Annotated in this window: 29 protein-coding genes and 1 pseudogene; 6 read left to right on the top strand and 24 right to left on the bottom strand. The window is 70.7% G+C overall.

Annotated features, from left to right (window positions below; all coding sequences use genetic code 11):
* Positions 1-171 precede the first annotated feature (171 nt).
* The gene (locus AUC44_RS06315; RefSeq protein WP_062157877.1) at positions 172-1,335 is read right to left on the bottom strand and encodes an MFS transporter; all 1,164 of its coding nucleotides are present in this window, start codon (positions 1,333-1,335) and stop codon (positions 172-174) included.
* A gap of 191 nt (positions 1,336-1,526) precedes the next feature.
* Between AUC44_RS06315 and AUC44_RS06310 the strand changes: the two genes are divergently transcribed.
* Entirely contained in the window at positions 1,527-2,057 is a 531-nt protein-coding gene (locus tag AUC44_RS06310) for a hypothetical protein (RefSeq protein ID WP_157445199.1), read from the top strand.
* Positions 2,058-2,071: 14 nt separating this feature from the next.
* Here the strand turns inward: AUC44_RS06310 and AUC44_RS06305 are convergent, their stop codons facing one another.
* From AUC44_RS06305 to AUC44_RS06250, 13 genes are all read right to left on the bottom strand, one after another.
* Entirely contained in the window at positions 2,072-3,154 is a 1,083-nt protein-coding gene (locus AUC44_RS06305; RefSeq protein WP_062157875.1) for an NADH:flavin oxidoreductase/NADH oxidase, read from the bottom strand.
* 71 nt (positions 3,155-3,225) lie between these two features.
* A complete protein-coding gene (locus AUC44_RS06300; RefSeq protein ID WP_062157874.1) occupies positions 3,226-3,810 on the bottom strand; it encodes a hypothetical protein in 585 nt (194 codons plus the stop codon).
* Positions 3,810-4,598 (bottom strand): ABC transporter permease, encoded by a 789-nt coding sequence (locus AUC44_RS06295; RefSeq protein ID WP_062157873.1) that lies wholly within the window; start codon positions 4,596-4,598, stop codon positions 3,810-3,812. Before AUC44_RS06295 ends, AUC44_RS06300 begins: the two co-directional genes overlap by 1 nt.
* Positions 4,599-4,698: 100 nt before the next feature.
* Positions 4,699-5,502 carry an ABC transporter permease gene (locus tag AUC44_RS06290; protein ID WP_062157872.1) on the bottom strand — a complete coding sequence of 268 codons (804 nt, stop codon included), beginning with the start codon at positions 5,500-5,502 and terminating at the stop codon, positions 4,699-4,701.
* A complete protein-coding gene (locus AUC44_RS06285) occupies positions 5,499-6,533 on the bottom strand; it encodes an ABC transporter ATP-binding protein (RefSeq protein ID WP_062157871.1) in 1,035 nt (344 codons plus the stop codon). Before AUC44_RS06285 ends, AUC44_RS06290 begins: the two co-directional genes overlap by 4 nt.
* Positions 6,534-6,664: 131 nt before the next feature.
* The gene (gene rpiA, locus AUC44_RS06280; protein ID WP_062157870.1) at positions 6,665-7,348 is read right to left on the bottom strand and encodes a ribose 5-phosphate isomerase A; all 684 of its coding nucleotides are present in this window, start codon (positions 7,346-7,348) and stop codon (positions 6,665-6,667) included.
* Positions 7,348-7,845: a thioredoxin-dependent peroxiredoxin PrxQ gene (gene prxQ / locus AUC44_RS06275; RefSeq protein ID WP_062157869.1), complete on the bottom strand. Its 498-nt coding sequence runs from the start codon at positions 7,843-7,845 to the stop codon at positions 7,348-7,350. The genes rpiA and prxQ overlap by 1 nt, the downstream gene beginning before the upstream one ends.
* A 50-nt stretch (positions 7,846-7,895) precedes the next feature.
* Positions 7,896-8,240, bottom strand: coding sequence for a DUF402 domain-containing protein (locus tag AUC44_RS06270; protein WP_062157868.1), 345 nt, complete (start codon positions 8,238-8,240; stop codon positions 7,896-7,898).
* Positions 8,241-8,244: 4 nt separating this feature from the next.
* Positions 8,245-8,421, bottom strand: a complete 177-nt coding sequence (locus AUC44_RS16455; protein WP_157445198.1) for a hypothetical protein — start codon at positions 8,419-8,421, stop codon at positions 8,245-8,247.
* Between the two features lie 113 nt (positions 8,422-8,534).
* Positions 8,535-9,569, bottom strand: a complete 1,035-nt coding sequence (locus tag AUC44_RS06265) for a hypothetical protein (RefSeq protein ID WP_062157867.1) — start codon at positions 9,567-9,569, stop codon at positions 8,535-8,537.
* A 501-nt stretch (positions 9,570-10,070) separates the two neighbouring features.
* Positions 10,071-10,436: a hypothetical protein gene (locus AUC44_RS06260; protein ID WP_062157866.1), complete on the bottom strand. Its 366-nt coding sequence runs from the start codon at positions 10,434-10,436 to the stop codon at positions 10,071-10,073.
* Between the two features lie 89 nt (positions 10,437-10,525).
* On the bottom strand, positions 10,526-11,989 hold the full coding sequence (gene pdxR / locus AUC44_RS06255) for a MocR-like pyridoxine biosynthesis transcription factor PdxR (RefSeq protein ID WP_082688968.1): 1,464 nt from the start codon (positions 11,987-11,989) through the stop codon (positions 10,526-10,528).
* On the bottom strand, positions 11,965-12,270 hold the full coding sequence (locus tag AUC44_RS06250) for a hypothetical protein (protein ID WP_062157865.1): 306 nt from the start codon (positions 12,268-12,270) through the stop codon (positions 11,965-11,967). The genes pdxR and AUC44_RS06250 overlap by 25 nt, the downstream gene beginning before the upstream one ends.
* A 79-nt stretch (positions 12,271-12,349) precedes the next feature.
* Between AUC44_RS06250 and AUC44_RS16450 the strand changes: the two genes are divergently transcribed.
* Complete coding sequence (locus tag AUC44_RS16450; protein WP_157445197.1) at positions 12,350-12,520, top strand: hypothetical protein; 171 nt, start codon at positions 12,350-12,352, stop codon at positions 12,518-12,520.
* A gap of 63 nt (positions 12,521-12,583) precedes the next feature.
* Here AUC44_RS16450 and leuB read toward each other — a convergent pair whose 3' ends face one another.
* The 6 genes and pseudogenes from leuB to AUC44_RS06220 form a co-directional block, all read right to left on the bottom strand.
* On the bottom strand, positions 12,584-13,642 hold the full coding sequence (leuB, locus tag AUC44_RS06245) for a 3-isopropylmalate dehydrogenase (protein ID WP_062157864.1): 1,059 nt from the start codon (positions 13,640-13,642) through the stop codon (positions 12,584-12,586).
* Positions 13,635-14,201, bottom strand: a complete 567-nt coding sequence (locus tag AUC44_RS06240) for a 3-isopropylmalate dehydratase small subunit (protein WP_062157863.1) — start codon at positions 14,199-14,201, stop codon at positions 13,635-13,637. Before AUC44_RS06240 ends, leuB begins: the two co-directional genes overlap by 8 nt.
* Positions 14,194-14,586 (bottom strand): hypothetical protein, encoded by a 393-nt coding sequence (locus tag AUC44_RS06235; RefSeq protein WP_062157862.1) that lies wholly within the window; start codon positions 14,584-14,586, stop codon positions 14,194-14,196. Before AUC44_RS06235 ends, AUC44_RS06240 begins: the two co-directional genes overlap by 8 nt.
* Position 14,587: 1 nt before the next feature.
* Positions 14,588-15,829, bottom strand: coding sequence for a hypothetical protein (locus AUC44_RS06230; RefSeq protein WP_062157861.1), 1,242 nt, complete (start codon positions 15,827-15,829; stop codon positions 14,588-14,590).
* Between the two features lie 12 nt (positions 15,830-15,841).
* Complete coding sequence (locus tag AUC44_RS06225; protein WP_231724549.1) at positions 15,842-16,462, bottom strand: LysE family transporter; 621 nt, start codon at positions 16,460-16,462, stop codon at positions 15,842-15,844.
* Positions 16,463-16,498: 36 nt separating this feature from the next.
* Positions 16,499-17,784, bottom strand: a pseudogene (locus AUC44_RS06220) (homoaconitate hydratase family protein).
* 427 nt (positions 17,785-18,211) lie between these two features.
* Here AUC44_RS06220 and AUC44_RS06215 point away from each other — a divergent pair.
* Positions 18,212-18,487 (top strand): hypothetical protein, encoded by a 276-nt coding sequence (locus tag AUC44_RS06215; RefSeq protein WP_062157860.1) that lies wholly within the window; start codon positions 18,212-18,214, stop codon positions 18,485-18,487.
* A gap of 54 nt (positions 18,488-18,541) precedes the next feature.
* On the opposite strand, the gene AUC44_RS06210 is transcribed toward AUC44_RS06215, so the two are convergent.
* From AUC44_RS06210 to AUC44_RS06195, 4 genes are all read right to left on the bottom strand, one after another.
* On the bottom strand, positions 18,542-18,910 hold the full coding sequence (locus AUC44_RS06210; RefSeq protein WP_157445196.1) for a hypothetical protein: 369 nt from the start codon (positions 18,908-18,910) through the stop codon (positions 18,542-18,544).
* Between the two features lie 193 nt (positions 18,911-19,103).
* Positions 19,104-20,288, bottom strand: coding sequence for a cyclic dehypoxanthinyl futalosine synthase (gene mqnC / locus AUC44_RS06205; RefSeq protein WP_062157858.1), 1,185 nt, complete (start codon positions 20,286-20,288; stop codon positions 19,104-19,106).
* A 131-nt stretch (positions 20,289-20,419) separates the two neighbouring features.
* Positions 20,420-20,830 carry a DoxX family protein gene (locus AUC44_RS06200; protein WP_062157857.1) on the bottom strand — a complete coding sequence of 137 codons (411 nt, stop codon included), beginning with the start codon at positions 20,828-20,830 and terminating at the stop codon, positions 20,420-20,422.
* Positions 20,827-21,279, bottom strand: a complete 453-nt coding sequence (locus tag AUC44_RS06195; protein ID WP_062157856.1) for a MarR family winged helix-turn-helix transcriptional regulator — start codon at positions 21,277-21,279, stop codon at positions 20,827-20,829. Before AUC44_RS06195 ends, AUC44_RS06200 begins: the two co-directional genes overlap by 4 nt.
* 229 nt (positions 21,280-21,508) lie before the next feature.
* On the opposite strand from AUC44_RS06195, the gene gnd reads away from it, so the two are divergent.
* Genes gnd through AUC44_RS06180 form a run of 3 tightly spaced genes read left to right on the top strand, consistent with a single transcriptional unit; the run spans position 21,509 to position 25,312 of the window.
* The gene (gene gnd / locus AUC44_RS06190; RefSeq protein ID WP_062157855.1) at positions 21,509-22,579 is read left to right on the top strand and encodes a phosphogluconate dehydrogenase (NAD(+)-dependent, decarboxylating); all 1,071 of its coding nucleotides are present in this window, start codon (positions 21,509-21,511) and stop codon (positions 22,577-22,579) included.
* A complete protein-coding gene (gene zwf / locus AUC44_RS06185; protein WP_082688967.1) occupies positions 22,576-24,351 on the top strand; it encodes a glucose-6-phosphate dehydrogenase in 1,776 nt (591 codons plus the stop codon). Before gnd ends, zwf begins: the two co-directional genes overlap by 4 nt.
* A 16-nt stretch (positions 24,352-24,367) precedes the next feature.
* The gene (locus AUC44_RS06180; RefSeq protein ID WP_062157854.1) at positions 24,368-25,312 is read left to right on the top strand and encodes a glucose-6-phosphate dehydrogenase assembly protein OpcA; all 945 of its coding nucleotides are present in this window, start codon (positions 24,368-24,370) and stop codon (positions 25,310-25,312) included.
* The last annotated feature ends 44 nt before the right edge of the window (positions 25,313-25,356 follow it).

Genomic DNA, 25,356 nt, shown 5'->3' with positions numbered 1-25,356 from the left:
CGGGACGACGAGATGACCTCACCAGCGGGCGTGCCCCCGGAGCCACCGACGCCGGAAGCGGACGGTGAGCAGGTAAGTGAGGAGTGGGCCGCCGATCAGCGGCCCTATCGTCCACAGGAAGTCGAGCATGGCTCATGGTGCTCATGCGCCCGGCCTCCTGCCATCCACCTTTCAGCTGAACTGCACCTTCTGCGGTTCAGGCAGGCGCGCGGCGATGATCGCGCTGGGAATCAAGAGGCTCAGTGCGGCGAGGGCGGCGGTGGTGGGGCTGGTGGCGTCGGCCAGGGCGCCCACGAGGAACACGAGGAGGCCCGCGAAGCCCCAGGAGAAGCCCATCATGATCGAGCTGGCGACCGCCACGTGGCCGGGCGCGTATTCCTGCGCGGTGACGACGCCGACGGGGATGCTGGCGTTCACGGCGGCGCCCACGATGAAGGTCAGGGGGTAGAACCACCAGTGGGCGGGGCTGGAGAGGATCAGCAGCGCAAAGAAGGGGATGGTGGTGAGGATCGCGCCGCGCAGGATGGTGGTGCGGCCCAGGCGGTCGCTGAGGCGGCCGCCGACGATGCCGCCGATGGCGCTGGCGACGGAGTACACGGCCAGGGTGATGGCGACCTCGCGCGAGCCGAAGCCCCGGGCGAGCAGCATGAATGGCAGCATGGCGTTGTAGCCCATGCTGGCCAGCGAGCGCAGGACGGCCATGGCCCACAGCCACACGAGGGGGCCCCGGAAGATGCCCGCGTAGTCGCGCAGGGGAATCCGTTTGGCTTTCTGGACGCCGCTGGGCGTGACGGCGAAGGTGATCGCGGCGACGAGCACGCCGATCAGCGCGAACCACGGCAGGTGCGTCAGGCCCACGCCCGCGAAGACTGGTCCGAGGGCCATGCCGGCGGTACCACCCGCGCTGAACAGGCTGGCCCACAGGCCGCGCTTGTCGGGCGGGCTGTGCTGCGCGACGTAGGCGGCCCCGGCCGGGTGGAAGAAGCCGCTGCCGAAGCCCGCCACAGCGACGAGCAGCACGAGCGCCCCGAACCACGGCACGAAGCCCATCAGGGTCAGGCCGATCCCGGTCATCAGCGGGCCGAGGGCGGCGGCGTAGCGGCGGTCGAGGCGCTCGCCCAGGATGCCCAGCACCGGCTGGAGCACACTGCTCGTCAGGGAGTACACGCTGCCCAGGAAGGTCACGGCGGCGATGCTGACGCCGTACTTGGCCTGCAGGGCGGGTGTGAGGGGCGTGAGCATGGCGCTGTAGGCGTCGTTGATGAAATGCCCGGCCGTCACGGCCACCGCGATGGCAGCGGCGTGGCGGGTCGTGGTGCTCAGGGTGGCCTGCATACCCTGTTACCCTACGCCCGCCGGGCGCGGGGCACGTGCGGGGTGTCCGGCGGGGTGGGCCGCGGGCCCCCTGCTGCCTGAATGAACGGTGAATGCGCGGCTGGGCGGGTGGACCTGTCGCCGCGCGGCCCAGCGCCTACCCTGAAGGGGAGCCGGTGGCCTGCACGGTCACGGCGCCGGAGGACCCACCCATGCCGAACACGTTCCGACAGACGATTGCCGAGATGCTGCCCAGCCCGGAGGCCGTGCAGGCACGCCTGTCGGTGCTGTCCAACCGGGACCGGCTGGGCGTGGCGGAGTTCTTCAGCGAGCGCCTGCCCGAGGTGGACGTGTTGATCGCCACGCCCGGCGCCCAGACGCTCAGCCGGGAACTGGGCGCCCTGCGGGGCGTGCCGGGCGTGACGGTGACCGCACTGGCCGGGCACTGGACCCTGGTCGGTTCGGCCCTGCATCAGCCGGGGGACATCCAGCCGTCACGGGGCGGGGTGAGGGCCGCCGTGGTCAGCCTGGAACTGCTGGGCGGTCAGCCCGAACTGGCCGCGGCGCTGCTGGCGGCCCGGCTGGACTGGGTGGTCGCGGCCGTGGCGGCCGCCGTGGAGCGCACCGACGCCCCGGGCCACGTCCGGCTGTCGATGCAGGGCGTCCCGGTGGTCAGTCCGGTGCTGCTGGCGAGCACACCGGGCGGACTGGTGTTGGAGCGGCGCATGCCCCAGTCCGCCTGACGCGCTGGGGGCGTTCAGGTGGGACGGGTGGCGCGCTGGTACTGGGCGGGCAGCGGGTGCTCGGCGCCCAGGTCGCGGGCGGCGGCCTGCACCCAGTGCGGGTCGCCCAGCAGCGGGCGGGCCAGGGCGATCAGGTCGGCGTTCCCGTTGCGCAGGATGCCCTCGGCGCGTTCAGGCGTGTCGATCATCCCGACGGTCATCACCGTGAGGTCGGGCTCGGCGGCCTTCACCTGCGCCGCGAAGGGCGTCTGGTAGGCGGGAGCGGGGGTGATCTGCTGCTCGGGGGTCAGGCCGCCGCTGCTGAGGTCCAGCGCGTCCACACCCTCGCGCGCGAGCAGGCCGGCCAGCACGACGGTCTGCGATTCGTCCCAGCCGCCGGGCGCCCAGTCGGTGGCACTCAGGCGCACGAACAGCGGCTTGTGGTGCGGCCACACCTCGCGCGCGGCGCGCGTGACCTCCAGCAGGAGGCGGGTGCGGTTCTCGAAACTGCCCCCGTACGCGTCGGTGCGGGTGTTCGCCAGCGGCGAGAGGAACTGGTGCAGCAGGTACCCGTGCGCGGCGTGGATCTCGACCACGTCGAAGCCCGCGATCTCGGCGCGGCGGGCGGCCTGCCGGAAATCCCCGACCAGCCGGGCGATGTCCTCGGCCGTCATGGCGCGCGGCTGCGGGAAGACGTCGTTGTAGGCATTGGCGTCCGGACCGATCACGTCCCAGCCGCCGCGTTCGGGCGGCACCGCGCCGCGCCCGCGCCAGGGCGCGTAGGTGCTGGCCTTGCGGCCCGCGTGCGCCAGCTGCACCCCGATCACGCCGCCCTGCGCGTGCACGAAGTCGGTCACGCGGCCCAGCGGCGTGATCTGCCGGTCCTCCCACAGGCCCAGGTCCTCGGGGCTGATGCGGCCCTCCGGGCTGACGGCGGTGGCCTCGGTGAAGATCAGGCCCGTCCCGGCCAGCGCGTACTGCCCCAGGTGCACGAGATGGAAGTCGTTCGCCAGACCGCCCTGCGCGGAGTACATGCACATGGGCGACACGACCACGCGGTTGGGCAGCGTCACGTCGCGGAGTTTCAGCGGCTGGAACAGGAGGGGACCGTCAGTCATGCGCCGAATCTAGGCGCCCGCACCCCGCCCCTGCCAGTCCTGGCACGTTCACGCGACCCTGAGACCTGCGCTCAGCGCCGCGCCTGCCAGCGCGCGTGCGCCTGGGCGGCCTGTGTCCCGGCGAGCGTCCAGAACGCGGTTTCGAGGTCGTGCAGCCCGTCGGCGTCCACGCCCGCGCGGGCCGGTTGCCGGTAGGGCGTGGCCTCCAGCCGCACCAGCAACGTCCGGTGAGCCCCGAGGGTGAGGCTGCGCTCGGCGGCGAGCACCACCTCCGCCTCGGGCGCGCTGCGGGCGGCCGTCACGAGCGCGGCGTACGCGCCGGACAGGTCCTGCAAGGCCCGGACGTCCGGCGCGTATACCCACGGGCCGTACTCGCCCAGCAGGGCCAGGAAGCCTGTCCACTCGGCGCGCAGCACCGCCGGCACGACCTCGCGCGCGGGGGTGTCGGAGGCCAGCCAGGGGCGCACGCCCAGCAGATCGGCCCTGAACCAGCGTTCGCCCGCGAACTCCGCCCCGGCCCGCGCGGCCTCGCTGGGCCCGCCGATGTCGCGCAGCTCCGCCAGATGCGCCAGCCGCGCCCGCGCGCCCTCCGGCAGGGGCTGGGAGCGGGGACGCGGCAGGCCCAGCGCCGCCCAGCAGGCCGACAGGTCGGCCATCAGCTGCTCGCGCTCGTGTAGCTCGCCACCGCGTACCGCCAGAACCAGCGGGTGCCCAGGAACAGCGCCGCCGCGATCAGCGGGGACGCCAGCGCCAAGCCCCCGCCCAGCGCTCCTGTCAGCGCCTGCGCGGGCACGGTCGTGATGAACGCCACGGGCAGCACGAACGTCAGCACGAACCGCACCGGCACCGGGAACGCCGCCACCGGGAAGCGCGCCGCGCCGAACACCCCGCTGAACAGTTCGGTGACGTTCTGCGTCTTCACGAACCAGAAGGCCGTCGTGCTCAGGCCCAGGTAGATGCAGTACACGATCACCACCGCCGACCCGTACAGCACCGCCGCCGCCAGCGCCCCGCCCGGCGTGACCTCCAGCCCGGACGCCGCGTACCCGATCAGACCCAGCCCGATCAGCAGGTCCGGGAAGCGCAGCACGTTCAGGTTCCGGGTACTCACGTTGAACTGCGCGTCAATCGGCTTGAGCAGCGTGAAATCCATGTTCCCCGTCCGCACCGCCTCGGCGATCTTCGACATGTTCGGCTGGATGAACACGCTGATCACGCCCTCGGTCAGCATGAAGAAGCCCGTCACGAGCAGCGCCTCCCGGAACGACCAGCCGCCCACCTGCGTCACGCCCGGCTGCCCGAACAGGATGCTGATGCCCAGCAGCGCCACCCCCACCTCGCCCAGACTGGCCAGCACCGCGCCCAGGAAATTCGCGCGGTACTCCAGCTGCGCCGACAGGGTCGCCCCCACGAAGATACGCACGAGCCGCAGGTACCGCCTCATGCGGCCCCCTCGGCGGGTTGACAGGTGATTGTCGATGGGTGATGGATCACCATCTGCACCACTCTTTCAACCATCAACGTTCGACCATCAACGGCCCCCCTCACGCGCCCACCGCGCCGTATTTGCGCAGGCCGACACGCCAGACGATCAGGCGCACCACCCAGAACACCGCGAGCCACACGAGCAGCACCAGCGCGCCGCTCCCCGCCTGCGCCAGCGTGGCCTTGCCCGCCAGGAGCTGCGCGGGGAGGCCCAACATGTACGGGAACGGCGTCCAGACCGCCACGCGCTGCACCCACTCGGGGTAGAAGGCCAGCGGCGCGAACATGCCGCCCAGCGCGGCGTACACCAGCCACACGACCTCCTGGAAGGACGCGCTGCTCTCGGTCCAGAAGGCCAGCAGGCCAATGGCATACTCGTACAGGAACCGCACGCTGAAGCCCAGCGCGGCCATTCCCAGCGCCGCCGGGTACGCCCACCACTCGCGCGTGAACGACGCGCCGGACAGCCACGTGAACACGCCCACCATGATCAGCAGCGGCACGATCCGCACCAGCCGCTCGGCGACGTGCGACGCGACATGCAGCCACATGGGGTCCACCGGGCGCAGCAGCTGCGGCGACAGCGTCCCCTGCCGGATCTGGAAGTCCAGTTCGTGCGACACCCACACGACCAGCAGCTGCGACACCAGCCACGTGGACAGGAAGTACGTGGCGAACTCCGGCGCGCTGTAGCCGCGGATCTGCCCGCCGGGCGCAGCGGCCGCCTGCGCCATCCAGACGAGCATCATGACCAGCGACAGCGTGCCCGACAGCATCCAGATGACGACTTCGGCGCGGTACTCCGCCATCTCCGCGAAGCGCGTGGAGAACAGGACGCGCGCCTTGAACATCAGGGGCCTCATACCGGCTCCGGGGTACGTTCCGGCTGCCCGGCCCGCGCGCCGAACAGGGATGCCATCACGCTCTCGATACTCGGGTCCTCCACCGTCAGGTCCGCCACGTCCAGCTCGGCCAGCAGCGCCGCCGCCCGCTCACTGACCAGCGCGCGCGGCACGGTCAGCTCGGCGCTCAGGCCGTCCACACGCACCTCCGATCCGAAGCGGCCCAGGTCCTCCGCCGTCGCGGGGCGGCGCAGTTGCAGGCGCACGGTCTTCCCGCCGCCACCCTGCTCGGCCAGTCGCGCTAGGTCCCCGTCGAACACCACCTCGCCCCGGTCGATCACCAGGATGCGCCGCGCCAGGGCCGTCACGTCCGCCATGTAATGGCTCGTGAGCATCACCGTCGCCCCATACCGCGCGTTGTAGTCCTGCACGAACGCCCGCACCGATTCCTGCATGTTCACGTCCAGCCCGATGGTCGGCTCATCCAGGAACAGCACCTTCGGGCGGTGCAGCAGCGCCGCCGCCAGCTCGCACTTCATGCGTTCGCCCAGCGACAGCTTGCGCACCTGCTTCTTCAGGATGCCCTCCAGGCCCAGGACCTCCGTGAACTCGGCCATCGTCGCCCGGAACTGCGCGTCCGGAATCTCGTAGATCGCCTGATTCACCAGAAAGGAATCCAGCGCCGGCAGGTCCCAGATCAGCTGCTGCTTCTGCCCCATCACCAGCGTGATCTGCCGCAGGAAGGCGTTCTCGCGCCGCCCCGGCTCGAAGCCCGCCACGCGCACCTCCCCACCTGACGGGTGCAGCAGGCCCGACAGCATCTTCAGGGTCGTGGTCTTCCCCGCCCCGTTCGGCCCCAGGAACCCCACCACCTCGCCCGGCGCGAGATCGAACGACACGCCCCGCACCGCCTCCACCACCCGCGACTTTCGGCTCACGAACGACCGCAGGCTCCCCAGGAACCCCGGTTCCTTCTCGTGCACCACGTACCCCTTGCGCAGGTCACGCACCCGCACCGCCGCGTCCCCCGCCCCACCCCGATCGCCCGTCATGATCACCCAGGGTACGCCAGCACCCAAACGCACGCCACCCGCTACGCCAGAACGCGTAACGGGCAGGCAGGACTTCACCCCCTCCCAGCCTACCCATCAACGGGGAGGAGCAAAGAGAGACAGAGTGCCGCTCAGCGGGGCGTCAGTTCGGTCACGCCATCCGGGGCGGCCACGAACGCCCGCTCGGCCATGCCCAGGAACAGGCCGGTATCCACGACGCCCAGCGTGCCCTTCAGCTGGCGTTCCAGCGCCGCGATGTCCGTCCCGGCGGGAATCTGCGCGTCGAAGATGTAGTTCCCATTGTCCGTCACGTACGGTTGCGCGCCCGGCTGCCGCAGCCGACCCGACGGGAGGACGGCGCGCAGGCGCTCGATGGTGCTCAGGAACCCGAAGCGGGCGATCTCGATGGGCAGCGCGGACTTCTCCCCGATGTGCTCCACCAGTTTCGTCTGGTCGGCAATCACGATGAACCGCCGCGCCTGCACCTCGGTCAGCTTCTCGCGCAGCAGCGCCCCACCCAGCCCCTTGATCAGGTCGAGGTTCGGCGCGATCTCGTCCGCACCATCAAGGGCGATGTCCAGCGGACGCGGATCGAGCGGCTCCACGGGAATGCCCACCTGCCGCGCCAGCGTGTCACTCGCCTCGCTGGTCGCCACGCCCACCACGCCCGTCAGCTCACCCGCCGCGAGTTTCCGGCCGATCTCCTCGATGGCGTACTTCGCGGTGCTGCCCGTCCCCAGGCCCACCCGGTCCCCACTCTTCACGAGGGCCACGGCCCGCAGGGCCGCCTCGCGCTTCAAGGCCTCCAGATCCATCACTTCCCGCCCTGCGCTGCGCGGTCCTTCTCGATGGCGGCCGCCACGTGATCCGCGTGCCCGTCCACCTTCACCGCCAGCCACGACTTCACCAGCCGACCGTCCGGGCCGATCAGGAACGTCTGCCGCTTGATCCCCTCCGTGACCTTCCCGTACATGTTCTTCGTCCCGTACGACCCGATGGACCGCAGGAACGCCGCGCCCGGATCGCTCAGCAGCGGGAACGGCAGGCTGAACTTCTCCGCGAAGCGCGCGTGACTGTCCGCGTCATCCGCACTCACGCCCAGAATCGCCGCGCCATGCTCCCGCAGCAGCGCGTTATCCCGGAAATCACACGCCTCGCGCGTGCAGCCCGGCGTGTCGTCCTTCGGGTACACGTACAGCACCACGTACCGCCCCGCGAAATCCGAGAGCGAATGCGCCTGCCCCGCCGCGTCCATCAGCGTGAACGCCGGGAACTCCTCCCCCACCACCGGAACCTGCACCGAATCACTCATGCACCCAGCCTAGCGCGCCCCAGCAGGAGCCTGTCCAGCCTGCGTGGGTATCACGAGGCTGGCGACACAAACGACCGGACGGCCTCCAGCAGAGGGTGTGTATTTCGAGCACACTGCCCGGCCACGTCCCGCGCGGTCACCCACGCCAGTGCGTGTTGCTCCAGCGTGATCTGGCCACTGTGCAGGGCCGCGTCAAGTTCGTCCGCGTCGATGATTTCCGGCACGCCGGGCGTCCAGTCCACGTTCAGGGTGGCGCGCACATCGAGGTACAGGTCATCCAGCCACGGCATGCCGTCCTCTCCTATGCCGGTGGCGGCGCACACGTCCGCGTAGGCGAACAAGGGCGTTTCGCCGGTCAGGATGACCAGCAGCGCCGCGTACCCCTGTGTGGGCACCAGGTCAGCGCGCCCCGACGACCAGGGTGGGCACCGTGACCCCGTGAACGGTCACCGCGTGTGGCTGAGGAACGTGCGTGAAGGTCACGTCCACCAGCCAGCCCCCGGGCAGCGTCACGACCCGCTGCGTACCCTGCACACCGGGAAAAAGCTGGAGGTACCGGCCATCCTTGCGCTTCACACCCGCAGCGTAGGGCGAGGGTGAACCGCCGCACTCCGCAGGTGTGACGGGCGCGGCACCCGGGATGGCCGGGGAGGAACGGTGGGCCGGGCACGCAGTTCATGCGACAGCGGTCAGGACGCGTCCTCCAGAGGCGGCAGGGGCGCCGGCACGATCAGGGCGCTGAGGGCCACGCCCCCCAGACCGGTCATGACGGCCACGCCCAGCCACAGTTCCAGGCTCAGACTGGTCTGGGCGCGCCACACGGCGTCCCCCAGGTACGGCACCCAGACGCTCAGCGGCAGCAGGAACGCGAAGGCACGCAGATGCCAGGGCCGCCCGGGGCTGGGATGCAGGAGCGCGTGCCACACGTCGATCAGCAGGCCGGTGGCGACTGCCAGGAGCGGAACGCGGACGTTGCCGGGCAGGATCATGAGGGTCATACCCAGGTTCGTCACGCCGTACATGACGGCCACCGCGCCGAACGGCAGGGTGAACCGGCGCAGCAGGAGCAGGGGCGGCGCAGCCAGGATCAGCGCGGTCAGCAGGATCGCGGCGAGCTCCCCGCGCGTCTGCACGTACCCCAGGCCCTGCGGGACGGTCAGCAGGCCCCACAGGTACATGTGCATGAACGCCGTCATGGCAAGCAGACTGGTGGCCGACAGCGTGGCCGCCCACCGGACGGCCGGGCGGGCCGCGCGCGGCTCGGAGCTGCGCCACGCGGCGTTCAGGGGCGAGGCGACGATCAGGGCCGCGCCCGTGAACAGCAGCAGATGGGTCGGGGAGAGCAGCGCCTCGATCCCCACCTCGATGCCCAGCAGCGTGTGCCACGTCAGGTCACCGACGCCGCCCAGCGCGAAGATCGGCACGCCCAGCGCCGCCAGGTGATAGCCGTCCGGGAAGGCGCGCAGGCCCCGGCGTCCCTCGCGCCAGCCGCGCGACGCGAGCAGCAGGCACCACCCGGCGACCGCCAGGAAGCCGCTGTAGAACGCCGCGTGCCACGGCGTGAAGAACGTCTCCAGCGTCTCGCCGAACTGGTTGTGCGCCCAGCCGTCCGTGAACACAGCCGCGATCAGCCACCAGCCCAGCCCGATGGTCAGGAGGTTCTGCCGGGTCGAGGCGCGCCCCGCGTGGGCAGGCGGGGCGGGGGTGGTGGGCACGGTGGTCATGCCGGCAGTGTACCCAGGCCCAACGCAGGGTGCGGCACCGGAATGTGCATCAGCGCCTCACCGCGCCGAGTCCCACCGGCCACTGGCTACTGGTGTCCGCGTGACCACGTGGTGTCATCCCCGCGCCCGGAGTCGTTGTCATCCATGCACGCCAGGACGCTGGGCAGGAGTGGCGCTGCCCCGTACAGTTCGTTTGTAGCCGAACGTCCGTGGTAGCGCTGAATCCCTCTCAGTGCAGCCTCCGGTCCTCCTTGATCCAGATCGGGTCGCCTATCTTGAGGTCAATCTGCTTCCTGCTGGCGGAATACTTGTTGATGAAAGTCCCAACGAGACGTACTCACGAGGTACGCGGGCATCCGGGGTCGGAGCTGACCATCATGAATTCAGAATTTTCTGAGCCGCAGTGCGGACGAATACTCAGTGTACCGCTGGGCAGAATGGGCAGCGCTATCCAGGGTCTGGACCTACAGGATGGAGTAAATCTTCAGGACTATGAACTGGTTATTCGCGGGTCTCGTTGATGTCGATCGTACCCGTGAAGTCCTTGTATTCCAGGACCAGTTCGTATGTGCCCTGGCGGCCCTTGCCCATGGCCGCCAGCCCCCACTTGCCTTTCGGGCAGACCTGTCCGGCCACCTGCGTGCCGCCCGGATCAAGCAGGCGCACGGTGACGTTCCCCCTGCGGACGTCGCAGGTGCCCCGCACGCCCACACTCTGCTTGTCATCGTAGGTGATGAACCCGTAGCGGCTTTCCCCGGTGGCGTTGAGCATGTAGGTGGGTGTCAGGGTGACGTAGCCGAACCTCAGTCCGAACGTGAAGTACATCAGCGTCAGGACGAGGGCCAGAGCAGCGAGCAGCAACCGCATTCATCCGAGTCTACCCCTATCCGGCGCCTGTGGCGCCACATCCCCGTCCGCGGCCCGTCCGCCCTCTGCATGCCCCACGGGCAGGGAACTCAGGCGGGCGCGGCCCAGGCCTGTGCCAGCCGCGCCGCGCCGATCCGCAAATGGTCAGGCGGCAGGTGCGCGAAACCCAGCAGGACCGCTGGAGGCCGACGCTCCTGCGCCAGCGGAGCGACGGGGCTGAGCGCCACACCCTGCGTGACGGCCCGCTCCAGCGCCCGCGCTTCCGTCCAGCCGGTGGGCAGTGGGAGGTACAGGTGCAGTCCACCGGGGGAGGCGTGTGGTGTCCAGCCGGGCAGGTGCTCGGCGAGCGCCTGCACGAGCACGTCGCGGCGGTGCGTGAGGGCGGCGCGGGCGCGGCGCAGGTGACGGCTGTACGCGCCGCTGCCGAGCACGTCCGCGAGGGCCAGGGCGTCCAGGCGGCCCGGGACGCGGTCGGTGAGGGGGCGGGTGGCGGCCAGGACGCGCACGACGTCGGGTGGGGCGGCCAGGAAGCCGCTGCGGGTGACGGGCGCGAGGCTCTTGCTGAACGAACCGAGCAGGATCACGCGGTCGGGTGCGACGCCCTGCATGACGGCGGGCGGCCGGGCGGCGTGGTACAGGTCGGCGGCGTAGTCGTCTTCCAGAATGAACGCGCCGCTGTGGCGCGCCCAGGTGACCAGCGCCTGCCTGCGCGTGGCGGGCAGGGCGGTGCCCGTGGGGTACTGGCAGCCGGGCGTGACGTACAGGAGTGTGGCCTGCGCGGGCAGGTGCGTGGGCTGCACGCCCTGGCCGTCCACCGCGACCGGCTGCACCTGCGCGCCGGTCGCGGCCAGCGCGGCGCGCGCGCCGGGGTAGGTGGGGTCCTCCACGGCGGCGACGCGTCCGGGTTCGAGGAACACGCGCGCCAGGGCGTCCAGTGCACCCTGCGTACCCCCGGTCAGCAGGAGCATGTCCGGCGTGACCTGTGCGCCCCGCTCGGCGTTCAGGTGCGCGGCCAGGGCGCGGCGGGTCTCCAGCGGGCCCAGGGGGTCGTCGGGCGTGCCGGTACGCAGGGCCTGTGCGGCACGCCGGGCCAGCGCTTGCGTCCACGCCGCCTCCGGGTACAGTTCCGGCACAGGCTGGCCGACCCGGAAGTCCACGACGTACTCGCCGCCCGCGTCCTCGACCTGTCCGGCCAGGGCGCGCTGGGCCCAGGCGCTCAGAGGCAGCGCAGCAGCCGAAGGAGCAGGCGGCGCGTGCGTGGGGACGCTGACGCGGGTGCCGCTGCGGCCCTGCGCCTGCACGTAGCCCTCCAGTTCCAGCTGTGCCAGGGCGTCCACCAGCGTGTTGCGCGCCACGCCCAGGTGATCGGCGAGGCGGCGGTGGCCGGGCAGCCGGGTCCCCTCGGGCAGCAGGCCGCGCGTGATCGCGCCGCGCAGCGCGCGGGTCACCTGCGCGTGGCGGGTCTCGCCGGGCTGCGCGGGCGGGAGGGTCAGGGCGTCCAGCCAGCCGGGGCGCGCGGCGTCTGGCGTCAGCGGAACTCCCGCTCCAGCCACGCGCGCTGCCCACCCTCGGCTTCCAGCGCCTGCCCGGCCACCTCCAGGAAACGGTCCCGGGCCGCCTGCGCCTGCTCGGGGGTCACGCCGTGCGCGGCGGGGTCACGCAGCAGGTCGCGCAGCAGCGGGAAGACGGGCACGCCCGCGTGCAGCTGCCCGTTCACGGTCACGTCGGCGGGCCACTTGAGGAGCCAGTCCAGCGCGTACGGGGCAGGTTCGAGCACGCACCCGCCGGGGTACGGGATGCGGGCGGGGGTGGGGAAGGTCACGGCGTCGGTCATGCCCCCAGCATGCGCCGCGCGGGGCGGCGTGAACAGCAGGTGCGGCAACGATCCGGGCGCCCGGCTCGTATGGCGGGGTATGTCTCCCGGTCCCCTGGAACTCCTCGCGCTGCTAGTGGCCACCCTGTTCATCGCTCTGCTGGTGGCGCTACCGCTGCTGTGGTTGATGCGCGGCGCCCGGAAACGCGCTGAGTTCCAGCGGCAGGTGGATAACCTGCGCGACCGCCTGGAGCACCTTGAACGGCCCTGAAGGCAAGGGAAGGCGGCGGGCCTCTCCTCTTCCGGAGTGACCCGCCGCCCCTCGTGCCGGGTGTCAGCCGACGGCGGGTGAGGTCTCCAGCGCGCTCAGGACCGCGCGGGTGAAGGTCTGCGTGTCGGCCCTGCCGCCCAGGTCGCGGGTGGGGTGTTCGCGCAGGGCCAGGGCGACGGCGCGGTCGATCTGGTTGGCGCCCTCGGGGCGTTTGAGGCCGTGGCGCAGGAGCATTCCGGCGCTCATGATCGCGGCGGCGGGGTTCGCGACGCCCTTCCCGGCGATGTCGGGGGCGCTGCCGTGGATGGGTTCGAACAGGCCCGCGCCGTCGCCCAGGCTGGCGCTGGGCATCAGGCCGAGGCTGCCGGGGATCACGGCGGCGAGGTCGCTGAGGATGTCGCCGAAGAGGTTCTCGGTGACGATCACGTCGTAGCGGCTGGGGTCGGACACGATCAGCATGGCGACGCTGTCCACGTACTCGTGGTTCAGGTGCACGCCGCGGTACTCGCGGTCGCGCAGGGCGGTGACGTCGCGGCGCCACAGTTCGCTGACCTCCAGCACGTTGGCCTTGTCCACGCTGGTCACGCGGCCCTTGCGCTGCTCGGCGGCCCAGAAGGCCACGCGGGCCACGCGCTCGACCTCGGGGGTGGTGTAGCGCATGGTGTTGTACGCGGTGTCCCCGTCGATCTTGCGGTCCCCGTCGAAGTACACGCCGCCCAGCAGTTCACGCACGATCAGGATGTCCACGCCGCGCGCCAGTTCCGCCTTCAGCGGCGAGAGGTGCTCCAGGCCCGGCTGGACGCGCACGGGACGCAGGTTCGCGTAGCACCCGAGGGCCTTGCGCAGCGCGAGCAGGCCGCTCTCGGGGCGCAGGTGCCGGGGCAGGAGGTTCCAGGCGCTGTCCTGCGCGCCGCCCACCGTGCCCAGCAGCACCGCGTCAGCGTCCTTCAGGGCGTCGCGGGTGACCTGCGGGAACGGGTCGCCGTGCGTGTCGTAGGCCACGCCGCCGATCAGGTGCTCCTCGATAGTGACGTCGGGCGCGACCTCGCGCAGGACGGCGACGGCGGCGGCGGTCACTTCCGGGCCGATCCCGTCGCCGGGCAGGGTGACGATCTTAGGCATGCTGTTCCTCCTGTCCGGGGTGGCCGTGACCGGCCTGAGTGGAATGGGCGTTCAGGGTCTCGGCCTCCAGCGCCGCCTGATCGTTCGCCTTCATGTACTCCAGCCAGCCGCCGGCCTGCTGCACGTCCAGCGCGAACTGCGGGACAGGCACGAACGTCAGCTGCTGCCCGGTGCGGGTGTTCGTGATCGTGCCGCCCTTCAGGTCCAGGTCGGCCGGATCACCATCCTGGAAGGCCTCGACGATCCCGTCGCATTCCAGGGCAAGGAAGCCGTTGTTGATGGAGTTGCGGTAGTAGATCCGCGCGAAGTTCGGGGCGATCACGGCCGCCACACCCGCGCCGCGCAGCGCCCACACGGCGTGCTCGCGGCTGCTGCCGCACCCGAAGTCCGCGCCGGCCACGATGATGTCGCCGGGCTGCACGCGCCGCACGAAGTCCTTGTCGTAGTCCTCCATGGCGTACTTCGCGAGTTCGCTCTCCACGTCGGTGGTCAGGTGGCGGGCGGGGATGATCTCGTCGGTGTTGATGTGATCACGGGCAAACACGTGCACTTTAGGCATGGTGGCCTCCGGGAGTGAGGGGCGAGCCCAGGATCGGGTCGCCGGACGTGATGGTGTTGTGCAGCAGGGCCAGGGCGGCTGCGCCCAGAACTGAGAGGCCGAATCCCAGCCAGGGCCAGCCGCTCAGGTGCCCCCGCAGGATCAGGGTCAGGCCCAGCGGCAGGGTCAGGACCGTGACGGCGACCCAGGCAAGCAGGGCGTAGGGCAAGGGCAGGTGCGACCAGAAGCCCATCTCGCGGTGGGTGTACAGCGTCAGGAGGGCGGCAAGCAACAGCGGCCCCCAGGCGGAGGCGAGCGGCGCGCGCCGTCCCTGACCGGGCACCCGGCACGCCATCCAGAGCGCGAACAGCGCGCCTCCGGTGATGAGCAGGCCGGGCAGGTGCATGTCAGTTCAGCCCGCCGGGGTGAGCGACGGCGCTGAGTTCCTCGGGGAGTTCCTCGTCGTACAGGTCGCGCCACGCCTGACCGTCGAAGGTCACCTCGGATTCCATGAAGGTCTGCGCGAGGGGGTCCGGGTCGGTCAGGGCGTCCAGGGGAATGTCGAGGCGCACGGCGGTCGGGACGGGCAGGTCGGTGCCGTCGGGGATCACGAGTTCCTCGGCGTAGACGTTCTCCAGCATCTGCCGGGTCCATTTGGCCCAGTCGTCGGGGGTGCCGGCGCCGGTCGTGTCGCGCAGTTCGGTGCGCAGGCGCCCGGCGTGCTCGTCGGGAATCTCGCTGTCCTCCCATTCGACGCGGCCGTCGGCGTACACGGTGACGGGCACGGTCTCCAGGTCGAACATCTGGGCGAGTTCAGCGGGCAGGCCCCCCTCGAAGGTCTGGCCGTCGGCGTACGACACCCACTCCTCGCCGTCGAGGGTGTAGGCGGCGCTGCCCTCCTGCGGAACGACCTCCACGTTGCCGAGCACCGCGAAGGCGCGGCTGAAGGGCGTCTGGAGCGGCGCGGGTTGCGTCAGGTCGAACACGACGCGCTTGGCGACCGGGCTGTCCTCCCCGGCGTCCGGCGCGAGTTCGAGGTGGATCTCCAGCCACTCGGCGTCGGTCTCGCCGTGGTACTCGCGGGCCAGGCCCTCGATGGCTTCCAGCAGCTCGGCGGGCGGTTCGGGGTCGATGTCGGTGCGGCCCTCGCGGTACTGCTCGACCGCGTAGGAGGCGACGGTCTCGCCGGTCAGGCGCGCGGCGGGGTGGTTCAGGAGGCGGCGAACGGCGGCGTTCGGGTCGGCGTTCGCGGGGAAGGCCTCCCAGCGCTGCCCGTCGAAGGAGTGCTGCACGCCGCGCAGGCGGACGTGCCCGCCGTCCACGCGGATGTCACCCTCGTGCGGCTGGCCGCCGGTCGTGAGTTCCCCCGTGACGTGCCGGTGCGGCGCGACCGGCAGCGCGGCGACGTCCTCGGCGGTGGTCAGCGTGCCGTCCACCCGGCCGTGCAGCACGAGCTGCGTGCGGTACTGGCTGTCCCACGCGGCCCCGTACGGCTGCGTCAGGCGCAGCGCCTGCTCGATCTTCCCGCGCAGGTCGGCGTCCTCGGGCGCCTGCGTGAACGTCAGCGTGCCGTCGGCGTCCAGCTGCGCCTCAAACGGATGGACGGTGGGCATCAGACCCAGTTGTTTGCGGCGTTTGGCTTCACCCATAGTGCACCCAGCTTACTCGCGTGACGCGAGCAGCAGCCCGCCGAAGCCCAGCATCAGGGTGCCGGCCACGCGGTCCACGGCCCGGCGGGCGCGCAGGTAGGCGCGCTGCATGGGCGCGGTGGACATGCCCGCAGCGACCAGCGCGAACCAGCCCACGCTGAGCCCCACGATCACGGCGAAGGCCGCGAGCTTCAGGCCGGTGCCCGCGTGCGCGCCGAGCACGCCGCTGAACACGCTGCCGAAGAACACGGCGGCCTTGGGGTTGCTGATGTTCGTCAGGAACCCGGCGCGCAGCGCGGCGAGGTCGCTCAGTGGCGCCTGGATGGGCGCGGCCTGCGCGTCCGGCCGGGCACTGCTGCGCCAGAGGTTCACGCCCATCCACAGCAGGTACGCGCCGCCCGCGACCTTCACGGCGCCGTGAATCCACGGGAACGCCTGGAACAGCAGCCCGATGCCCAGCAGGGCCAGCGCCGCCCAGCACGCGATCCCCAGCACCACGCCCAGCCCGGCCAGCAGGGCCGCGCGGCGGGTGCGGGCCAGCGCGGTCTGGCTGACGAGCAGCACGTCCGGCCCCGGAATGACGAGCACCACCGCATGAATGGCCGCCACGGCCAGCAGAATGTTCAGGTCCACGCCTCTGTCCTCCCCTTGACTTTGGGTCGCGGCCGATCAGTCGGCGGCGTTGATGGTGTCGTTGTAGGCGCGCGGGTCGCTGATGTAGCCCGCGACGGCGCTCGCGGCGACGGTGGCCGGGCTGGCGAGGTAGATCTGCGCGCTGGGGTCGCCCATGCGGCCCACGAAGTTGCGGTTGGAGGAGCTGATGCACACGTCGTCCGGCCCCAGGACCCCGAGTGCATGCCCAGGCACGCGCCGCAGCTGGGGTAGCTGACGCTCGCCCCGGCGTCCACGAAGATCTCCAGCAGGCCCTCAGAGGCGGCCTGTTTCCAGATGGCCTGCGTGGCGGGCACGACGATCATCTGCACGCCCTCGGCGACCTTGCGGCCCTTGAGGATGCGGGCCACGTCGCGCAGGTCGCTGATGCGGCCGTTCGTGCAGCTGCCCACGTACGCGTGCGTCACGGCGATGCGGTCACTGCCCGCCACGCGCCCGTTGCTGGGAATGTGCGGGTACGCGACGGTCGGCTCGACCTGCGAGGCGTCCACCTCGACGATCACCTTGAAGCTGGCGTCCGCGTCGGACTGGTACTCGGTGTACCCATCAGGCGTGACGCCCCGGGCGCTCATGTACGCGCGGGTGGTGTCGTCCACGGCGACGATGCCGGTCTTGCCGCCCGCCTCGATGGCCATGTTCGTCAGGGTGAAGCGGCCCTCCATGTCGAGGTTGTCGATGTAGTCCCCGACCCACTCCATGACCATGTAGTTCGCGCCGTCCGCCCCGATTCGCTTGATGACCTCCAGCACGATGTCCTTGGGCGTCACGCCCGGCTGGGTCTGCCCGGTCACGCGGATCAGCATGGTCTCGGGCACCTTGAACCACACCTTCCCGGCGTAGATGGCGCCCGCGAGGTCCGTGCTGCCCACGCCGGTCGCGAAGGCCCCCAGCGCGCCCGCGTTGCAGGTGTGGCTGTCGCCGCTCACGAGGGTCTGCCCCGGCTTCATCAGGCCGGTGTTCTCCAGCACGACGTGCGCGATGCCGCCGCGGCCCACGTCGAAGAAGTGCTTGATGCCCTTTTCAAAGACCCAGCTCTTGAGCTTCTGGTACATCTTCGCGGCCTTGATGTTCATGGCGGGGACCGAATGGTCGGGCACCGCGACGATCTGATCCGGGTTGAACACCTGATCCATGCCGCGTTCCTCGAGCATGCGCAGCGCGGCGGGCGTGGTGATCTCATGGCACAGCACCCAGTCGGTGCGGCACTCGATGAGCTGCCCGGGCACCACGTGGTCGTGACCGCTGTGCGCGGCGAGGATCTTCTCTGCAATCGTCATTCCCATGATGAAACCTCCCCCAGGAAAAACACGCCCCCGGTCGCTGCTCGCTTCCGGGGGCGTGTGGGTGAACGCTGGGCTGCGCTCAACGCCCCCAACGAAGAAGAAGCACCGCAGTGGGCGCGTTCCGGCGTCGTGGTGGGTTGAACATGTCCGGAGTCTACGGGAGCGGCGCGGCGCACGGGGGGCAGGTGTGTAGACGGGCCGAGCACGCGGATGCAACCGCACGGTGAGCCCCTGATCCCCAGCTGGGCACGCCAGCTCAGGCTGGTGCACCCACAGACAGCACATGGAGGCCCTGCACAGCTTTCAAGCCTCTTTGAGGTCGGAGTCGGCAATTGAAGAAGCGGGGCAGCCGCAAGACTGAGGTCCGGTCAGTCACTCATCACTTTGGCGTATGAATCGGGTCAGGGCCCCCGGGTATCCTGTGAGCATGAGTGTCACCCGTCATTTCAGCGATACGCGGACGGACGAGGGCCGCGTGAGAGTGCTCGTGCGGGCCGGTCAGGTCGTGGTGGAGGCTGAGGGGCCGGGCTGGCGGCATCACAGCGTGCATCCCGATCTGGCGGACGCGACCCTGGAACTGGCGTGGCTGCCGGCGCTGAGCGCGCGGCTGTACGGGGCAGTCATGCAGGAGATCGAGCGGCAACTGCGGCTGAACCGGGCGGCTGGCGGGTTCGGCGACACGGATCTGCCCGGCGCGGCCTGAGCGGGAGCGGGGCCGGCGCGGATGGCTCACGGCTGAGGCGCGCCGCCTGAGGGGTCAGCGGACGAACCACACGACGAGGCGCGCCTCAAGGCCCTGCCCTTCCAGGGCGTAGACGAAGGCGGCCCAGGCCAGCAGGCGGGCGTGGTGCTGCTCGGGGAGGTGGGGGGTGAGCGTGGCGAGGTCGGCCGCGCTCAGGGTGGTGCGGCCTATGATCTCGCCGTCCTCGAACAGGGCCTCGGCGCTGACCTGCACGCTCAGGTCGTCCGGGTGGCCCCGGTCGCCGATCTGCGCGGCTTGCAGCGCGGCCAGCAGGTCACCGGGCGGGTCGAGCAGGAAGCGGGCCTCGCCTGTCCAGTCGGCAGGGGGGGCAGGCTCGGCGGGATGGGGTCGGGTTTCGCAGAAGATCACAGCGAGCGTGGGCACGGCGCGCCACCTCCGGACGCATCCGAAGCAGAGCACAGGTGCATGAGGGGCGGGCCAGGGCCTCTTGTGTGCGCGCTCATCTTCACCCGTGTCGGCTCAGGGCCGCCGGCCGGTTTCAGGCAGGCCACGCCTGCTCGGGCAGGGACGAGCCTGGGCCGAGGTCACCAGCGAGGCGTGGCGGGCGGCCCTCACTTCAGCCCGCGGAGCCGACGGCGCGGTCGCCCTCGGGGTTCTCGGGGGCGCGGTTCAGGATGGCCTGCGCGTCGGGCCAGTCGATGATCTGGAAGCGGCTGTTGCGGATGGCGGGCGTGAAACCGGCGTCCACGGCGATGCGGATCAGTTCGCGCACGGTCGCCTGGTGGCGGTCGTGTCCGGCGGCGGCGGAGACGACGTTCTCCTCGAGCATGGTGCTCCCCAGGTCGTTGGCGCCGTAGTACAGGGCGGCCTGCCCGACCTTGAAGCCCTGGGCGGGCCAGGACGCCTGGATGTTGGGGATGTTGTCCAGCGCGATGCGGGCGATGGCGAGCTGCTGGAGGTACTCGTGCGCGGTGGCGCCGGGGGCCTTGCCGTGCAGACGGGTGTGCTCGGTCTGGAGGGTCCACATGGCGAAGCCGGAGAAGCCGTTGCCGTCGTAGTCGCGGTTCGCCTTGTCCTGCTGCTCGCGGATCTTCAGGAGGTGGCTGGCGCGCTGCGCGTAGGTCTCGCCGAAGCCGATGACCATGGTGGCGATGGTGTACAGGCCCTTGCGCTGCGCGGCGTCGATGATGCGGAACCAGTCCTCGCTGCGGATGCGGGCGGGAGCGGCCTTGGCGCGCACGTCGTCCTCGAGGATCTCGCCGCCCGCACCGGGCAGCCCGTCGAGGCCCGCCTCGATCAGCGTGTCGAGCAGCGCGTCGAGGCTCAGGCCGAAGGTCTTTTCCATGAAGAGGACTTCTTCCGGGGAGAAGGCGTCGATGCGGATGGTGGGGTGGTGCGCCTTGACGTGCCGCAGCAGGCCCGTGTAGTAGTCCAGGCCCAGTTCGGGGTTCACGCCGCCCTGCAGCAGGATGCGGGTGCCGCCCACCGCTTCGAGTTCGCGGATCTTGTGGCTGATCTGCTCGTAGTCGAGGGTGTAGCTGTCTTTCTGGCGGCGGGTGCGGTAGAAGGCGCAGAAGTTGCAGCCGACGTTGCAGATGTTGGTGTAGTTGATGTTCCGGTCGATCAGGAACGTGACGGTGTCCGGGTCGCGGCGCGTGAGGCGCAGGTGGTGGGCGACGGCGGCGACGTCCGGGAGGGGCTGGTGGTACAGCGCCTCGATCTCGGCGTGGGTCAGGCGGTCGCCGCGTGCGGCGCGGGGCAGCAGGTCGCCCGCTGCGGGGGTGGGGGCGGGTGCGGTCATGTCCGGAGCGTAGCACCGCGCCCGGCGGGCATTGGTCTCCCCTTTCACCGAACCGGCGGGAGGGGTCCCGGAACAGGAAACTCGCCGGGCCTGGGGTGATCCCGTGGCGCGGCGCGCCGTGTCACCTCCGCTCAGGGTTGCCCGATAGGGGCGCGCAGGCGGCCCGGTCCGGCGAACGCCACGGCGAGGCTGGCGGCGAGCAGCACGAGCGGGAATTCCAGGCCGTTCGGGTTGAAGAACCCGGCCTTCAGGTGCACCAGAATGATCGCGACGAGCATGTTCACGGCGAGCAGCACCCCGGCGGCGCGGCTGTACACGCCGAGGATCAGCAGCAGGCCGCCCAGCAGTTCCACGGTGGCGACCACGGGGGCGCTGATGCCGGGGACGGGCACGCCCATCTGCGTGAAGGCCTGGGTGGTGCCGGGCAGGGTGTACGTGAAGAATTTCTGCGCGCCGTGCATGACGAACACGACCCCGGTGGCAAGACGCAGCAGCAGCAGAGCGAGGTCGGGGTTGAGGGCGGGCGCGGTGCGGGTGGTCATGGGGTGTCCTCCGGTGGGGCGAGCAGGGTCAGCAGGTCGCGCAGTTGCGTGTCGGTCAGGTGCGCGAACTGCCGGGCGTGCAGTGCGGTCAGGGGCGGGTCGAGGCGGGTCAGCAGGTCGCGTCCGGCGTCGGTGAGGCGGGTGGCGACGATGCGGCGGTCCGGGCGGTCGCGCTCGCGGGTGACCAGTCCGGCCTTCTGGAGGCGGTCGAGGAGGCGGGTGACGTCGGGGTCGTGGTCGAGGAGGCGGTCACTGATCTCGCTGCAGGTCAGGCCGCCCTCGCCGGCGCCGCGCAGGATGCGCAGGACGTTGAACTGCGGGGCGCTGAGGCCGTGGTCACGGAACAGGTCGGCGCCCTGCCGCTGCTGGTGCAGCGCGAGACGTTGCAGCGCGAGGTAGGCGCGGTGGTGCAGGCTGCCGGGCGCACCGGGGGTGGGAGTGTCGGTCATGGGTTCAGGGTAGCGGTCGGACTGCGCCGGATCAGGTCAGCGAACGCCAGCCGCCAAAATAGTTGTGGCAACAACCATCTGTCAAACGAGAGGCTCACGCCAGCGGGCGCCGGACTTCATGTGCCCTGAAGGCGCGGGGGCAGCCCTGGACGTGCCACGCGGACGCGGACGTATAGTGCAGCACGTTGAGGCTGGGGGCCGGAAGCGCTTCCACGCCGGGAGGACAACCATGAAACTAGGCATGATCGGACTGGGCAAGATGGGCGGCAACATGGTTCTTCGCCTCACCCAGGGTGGCATCGAGGTCACCGGCTACGACCGCAGCGAGGAATCCGTCGCGCAGATCGAACGTCAGGGCGCCCGTGGTGCCCGCAGCATGGACGAACTGATCGCCGCTCTGGGCGAGCCCGGCAGCCGCGCCGTGTGGGTCATGGTGCCCGCCGGGAAGATCACCCAGAGCGTCATCGACGACCTCGCCTCACGCCTCGCACCCGGCGACATCATCATCGACGGCGGCAACAGCAACTACAAGGACAGCATCCGCCGCGCCGAGGAACTGTCCGCCAGAGGCATCCACTTCGTGGACGTCGGCACGTCCGGCGGCGTGTGGGGCCTCAAGGAAGGCTACGCCATGATGATCGGCGGCGCCGAGGAGGCCGTCGAGCGCCTGCGGCCCGCCTTCGAGGCGCTCGCGCCCGCCGCTGACCGGGGCTGGGGCCGCATGGGCCCCGCCGGCAGCGGGCACTACGTGAAGATGGTCCACAACGGCATCGAGTACGGCATGATGCAGGCCTACGCCGAGGGCTTCGAGCTCATGAAGGCGCACCAGGACTTCAACCTCGACATGGCGCAGATCGCCGAACTGTGGCGGCACGGCAGCGTCGTGCGCTCCTGGCTGCTCGACCTGACCGCCGAGGCCCTGCAGAACAAGGCCGAATTCGAGAAGCTCTCGGACTACGTGGCGGACAGTGGCGAGGGCCGCTGGACGATCATCGACTCCATCGAACTGGGCGTGCCGACCCCCGTGATCACCCTGGCGACGCAGATGCGCTTCCGCAGCCAGCAGGAGGTCAGCTACGCCGGTCAGATGCTCTCCGCGATGCGCCGCGCGTTCGGCGGGCACGCCGTGAAGACCATCGAGTCCCCACGCCAGGAGGGCCTGGTGCCCGAGGTGGCGCCCGGCGATCACCCCAAGGTGGCCGCACCCGAGAACATCGGCCAGACCGCCAGCGCGGGCGAGGGCAGCGCCGCCGAACAGCTGGGTGAGACCGGCCAGCAGCGCGTGAAGGGTGACGCATGACCCGCAAGAGTGCCAAGGCAACGGACTCCGCAGCTAAGAAGCCCGCGGCGAAAAAGGCAGGCAGCAAGCCCACCGCGAAGCCCACCCGCGCCAGGGGTGTGAAGGCCAGCGAGGTGCAGGAGAACGTGACCCGCAAGGCCGCCGCGCAGAAGGTGGGCGTGGCTGAACCCGCCCCGAAGAAGAAGCAGGTGGCCCCGAAAAAGGCCAGTCCGAAACGCGCGGCGGGCGCCCCCGGCGAGGACGGCACGAACCCCTTCCGCGCCCTGATGCGCCGCAACCGCGCGCCAGAACCCGCCACGCTGGTGATCTTCGGCGCCACCGGCGACCTCTCGCGCCGCAAGCTGCTGCCCGCCGTGTTCGGCCTGTGGCAGGACGGCCTGCTGGGCAGCGCGTTCAACATCGTCGGGGTGGGCCGGCAGGAGATGACGGACGAGCAGTTCAAGGACTACGCCATCCAGGCCCTGAAGGACAGCAAGGAGACGGACGCCATCCAGCCGGGCAGCCTGGAGAAGTTCCGCGAACTGCTGTACTACGAGTTCGGGGATTTCGCCGGGGACGAGGTGTACGAGAAGGTGGGGCGCGAACTCGACCGCGCCGAGGAGGCGCATGGGGGCCGCAAGAACGCCCTGTTCTACCTCTCGACGCCGCCGAGCCTGTTCGAACCGATCAGCAACGGCCTGGGCCGCCTGGGCCTCGCGGACGAGTCCGAGGGCTGGCGCCGGCTGGTGATCGAGAAGCCCTTCGGGCGTGACCTCGCCTCGGCGCGCGCCCTGAACGACGCGATCCATCATGTGTGGAACGAGTCGCAGGTGTACCGCATCGACCACTACCTGGGCAAGGAGACGGTGCAGAACCTCATGGCGATCCGCTTCGGGAACGCCATCTTCGAGCCGCTGTGGAATCGCGGGTACGTGGATCACGTGCAGATCACCGCCTCCGAGGACCTGGGTCTGGAGGGCCGCGCCGGGTACTACGAGGAGGCGGGCGTGGTGCGCGACATGCTGCAGAACCACCTGATGCAGCTGTTCGCGCTGACCGCCATGGAGCCCCCGGCGGCCTTCGACGCGGACGCCATCCGCGACGAGAAAGTGAAGGTGCTGCGCGCCGTGAAGGAGATCCCGGCCGGGCGCGTGCCGGAGGTCGCCGTGCGCGGTCAGTACGGCGCGGGCACCCTGTACGGCGAGAAGGTCCCCGGCTACCGCGACGAGCCCGGCGTGCGTGAGGGCAGCGTGACGCCCACGTACGTGGCGCTGAAGCTGGAAGTGGACAACTGGCGCTGGCAGGGCGTGCCGTTCTTCCTGCGCACCGGCAAGAGATTGCCGAAGAAGGTCACGGAGATCGCCGTGGTGTTCAAGCGGCCCCCGCTGGGTATCTTCCCGGGCGGCCTGGAGCGCAACGTGCTGGCCTTCCGCATCCAGCCGGACGAGGGCGTCAGCCTGAAATTCAGCAGTAAAACGCCGGGGCAGGAGATGGTGCTGCGCGAGGTCGTCATGGACTTCCGCTACGACGCGTTCGGCGCGCAGCTCGAAAGCCCGTACTCCCGCCTGCTGCTCGACGCGATGGTGGGCGACGCGACCCTCTTCCCGCGCGAGGACGAGGTGGACCTGGCGTGGCAGATCGTCAGCGGCATCCTGAGCGTGTGGGACACCGACCCCGCCCGCAAGCCGAAGAAGGGCGAGGGCCCGGACTTCCCGAACTACACGTCCGGCACCTGGGGCCCCGACGCGGCCGACGACCTGATGGGCGACGACCGCCGCTGGCGGCGCCTGTGACCCGGGAGGTGAGGGCGTGACCTACGCGACCGACCTGAAACCGCTGGGGCCGGTGGACACCACCGTCCGCAAGGCCCAGGCGACCCTGGACGAACTGTGGGCGCAGACGGACGTCGAGACGCGCGCCTACACCGGCAACATGATCGCCCTGACCGTGAAGCGGCACCTGGGCCGCGTGCAGGAGGCCCTAGCGGGCCTGGAGGGCCGGTACGCGGGGCGGCAGATCATCGGCGTGATGGACGGCACCGACGACCTGACCGTGCACGCCGCGCTCGTGCCGCAGTCGGGCGGGCTGTACGTGGAACGCCTGACGCTGGAGGCCAGTCCCGAGCAGTTGCAGGGCGCGATCCTGCCACTGATCCGCCCGGCGACCGTAAACCACGTGTGGTGGGGCGCGGACAGCCGGCCCGAGGGCACGCTGCTGGCCGAACTGACCGAGATCGCCGATCAGGTGATCGTGGACAGCCTGACGCTGGACGTCCCGCCGTCCCGGCACTACGCGCTGGCGGACCTGGGCTGGAGCCGCTCGGCCGGGTGGCGCGAGGCGCTGGCGCAGCTGTTCGACTCGCCGGACGCGGCGCGGCAGCTGGGACGCGTGACGCACCTGACCGTCCGGCACGCCGGGAAGAAGGACCTGCCGGCGCGGCTGTTCGCGGGGTTCATCGCGAGCACGCTGGGCTGGACGGACCTGAGCACCGTGGACTTCCGGCTGGGCCGCTGCGGCCGTGAGAACGGCGACCTGTGCGGCGTGGAGCTGCGCGGCGACGGCGTGCACTTCAGCCTGAAGGCCGAGCAGGGCGACATCGCCCTGGCCGCCTGCCACTGGGACGACGTGCAGCGCGTCACGGAGGTCACGGTGCCCAGCATGACCCTCGCGCAGGGGCTGGCGCGCGTGATGGCCCGCCCCGAACGCGGCGAGGTCTTCGAGCGCGCCTGGGCGCTGGCGAAAGAGACGCTGTAAGGGACAGCAGCAGGGGGCCGCGCCGCTGTCAGGGTGCGGCCTCT

The organism is Deinococcus actinosclerus, assembly GCF_001507665.1.
GTDB classification, from domain to species: domain Bacteria; phylum Deinococcota; class Deinococci; order Deinococcales; family Deinococcaceae; genus Deinococcus; species Deinococcus actinosclerus.
Note: the sequence above shows the minus strand (reverse complement) of the source record. Positions and strands in the feature narration are given on the sequence as shown.

Bases quoted from the DNA above. Each gene is read 5' to 3' on its own strand.
- AUC44_RS06310 (WP_157445199.1), top strand. From the start codon at position 1,527: ATGCCGAACACGTTCCGACAGACGATTGCCGAGATGCTGCCCAGCCCG.
- AUC44_RS06235 (WP_062157862.1), bottom strand. From the start codon at position 14,586: ATGCACCTGCCCGGCCTGCTCATCACCGGAGGCGCGCTGTTCGCGCTC.
- AUC44_RS06295 (WP_062157873.1), bottom strand. From the start codon at position 4,598: ATGAGGCGGTACCTGCGGCTCGTGCGTATCTTCGTGGGGGCGACCCTG.
- AUC44_RS06250 (WP_062157865.1), bottom strand. From the start codon at position 12,270: ATGACCGACGCCGTGACCTTCCCCACCCCCGCCCGCATCCCGTACCCC.
- AUC44_RS06305 (WP_062157875.1), bottom strand. From the start codon at position 3,154: ATGACTGACGGTCCCCTCCTGTTCCAGCCGCTGAAACTCCGCGACGTG.
- AUC44_RS06265 (WP_062157867.1), bottom strand. From the start codon at position 9,569: ATGACCACCGTGCCCACCACCCCCGCCCCGCCTGCCCACGCGGGGCGC.
- AUC44_RS06260 (WP_062157866.1), bottom strand. From the start codon at position 10,436: ATGCGGTTGCTGCTCGCTGCTCTGGCCCTCGTCCTGACGCTGATGTAC.
- AUC44_RS06230 (WP_062157861.1), bottom strand. From the start codon at position 15,829: ATGGGTGAAGCCAAACGCCGCAAACAACTGGGTCTGATGCCCACCGTC.
- leuB (WP_062157864.1), bottom strand. From the start codon at position 13,642: ATGCCTAAGATCGTCACCCTGCCCGGCGACGGGATCGGCCCGGAAGTG.
- AUC44_RS06315 (WP_062157877.1), bottom strand. From the start codon at position 1,335: ATGCAGGCCACCCTGAGCACCACGACCCGCCACGCCGCTGCCATCGCG.
- gnd (WP_062157855.1), top strand. From the start codon at position 21,509: ATGAAACTAGGCATGATCGGACTGGGCAAGATGGGCGGCAACATGGTT.
- AUC44_RS06240 (WP_062157863.1), bottom strand. From the start codon at position 14,201: ATGCCTAAAGTGCACGTGTTTGCCCGTGATCACATCAACACCGACGAG.
- mqnC (WP_062157858.1), bottom strand. From the start codon at position 20,288: ATGACCGCACCCGCCCCCACCCCCGCAGCGGGCGACCTGCTGCCCCGC.
- AUC44_RS16450 (WP_157445197.1), top strand. From the start codon at position 12,350: ATGTCTCCCGGTCCCCTGGAACTCCTCGCGCTGCTAGTGGCCACCCTG.
- AUC44_RS06200 (WP_062157857.1), bottom strand. From the start codon at position 20,830: ATGACCACCCGCACCGCGCCCGCCCTCAACCCCGACCTCGCTCTGCTG.
- rpiA (WP_062157870.1), bottom strand. From the start codon at position 7,348: ATGGATCTGGAGGCCTTGAAGCGCGAGGCGGCCCTGCGGGCCGTGGCC.
- AUC44_RS06290 (WP_062157872.1), bottom strand. From the start codon at position 5,502: ATGAGGCCCCTGATGTTCAAGGCGCGCGTCCTGTTCTCCACGCGCTTC.
- AUC44_RS06195 (WP_062157856.1), bottom strand. From the start codon at position 21,279: ATGACCGACACTCCCACCCCCGGTGCGCCCGGCAGCCTGCACCACCGC.
- AUC44_RS06285 (WP_062157871.1), bottom strand. From the start codon at position 6,533: ATGACGGGCGATCGGGGTGGGGCGGGGGACGCGGCGGTGCGGGTGCGT.
- AUC44_RS06300 (WP_062157874.1), bottom strand. From the start codon at position 3,810: ATGGCCGACCTGTCGGCCTGCTGGGCGGCGCTGGGCCTGCCGCGTCCC.
- prxQ (WP_062157869.1), bottom strand. From the start codon at position 7,845: ATGAGTGATTCGGTGCAGGTTCCGGTGGTGGGGGAGGAGTTCCCGGCG.
- AUC44_RS06215 (WP_062157860.1), top strand. From the start codon at position 18,212: ATGAGTGTCACCCGTCATTTCAGCGATACGCGGACGGACGAGGGCCGC.
- zwf (WP_082688967.1), top strand. From the start codon at position 22,576: ATGACCCGCAAGAGTGCCAAGGCAACGGACTCCGCAGCTAAGAAGCCC.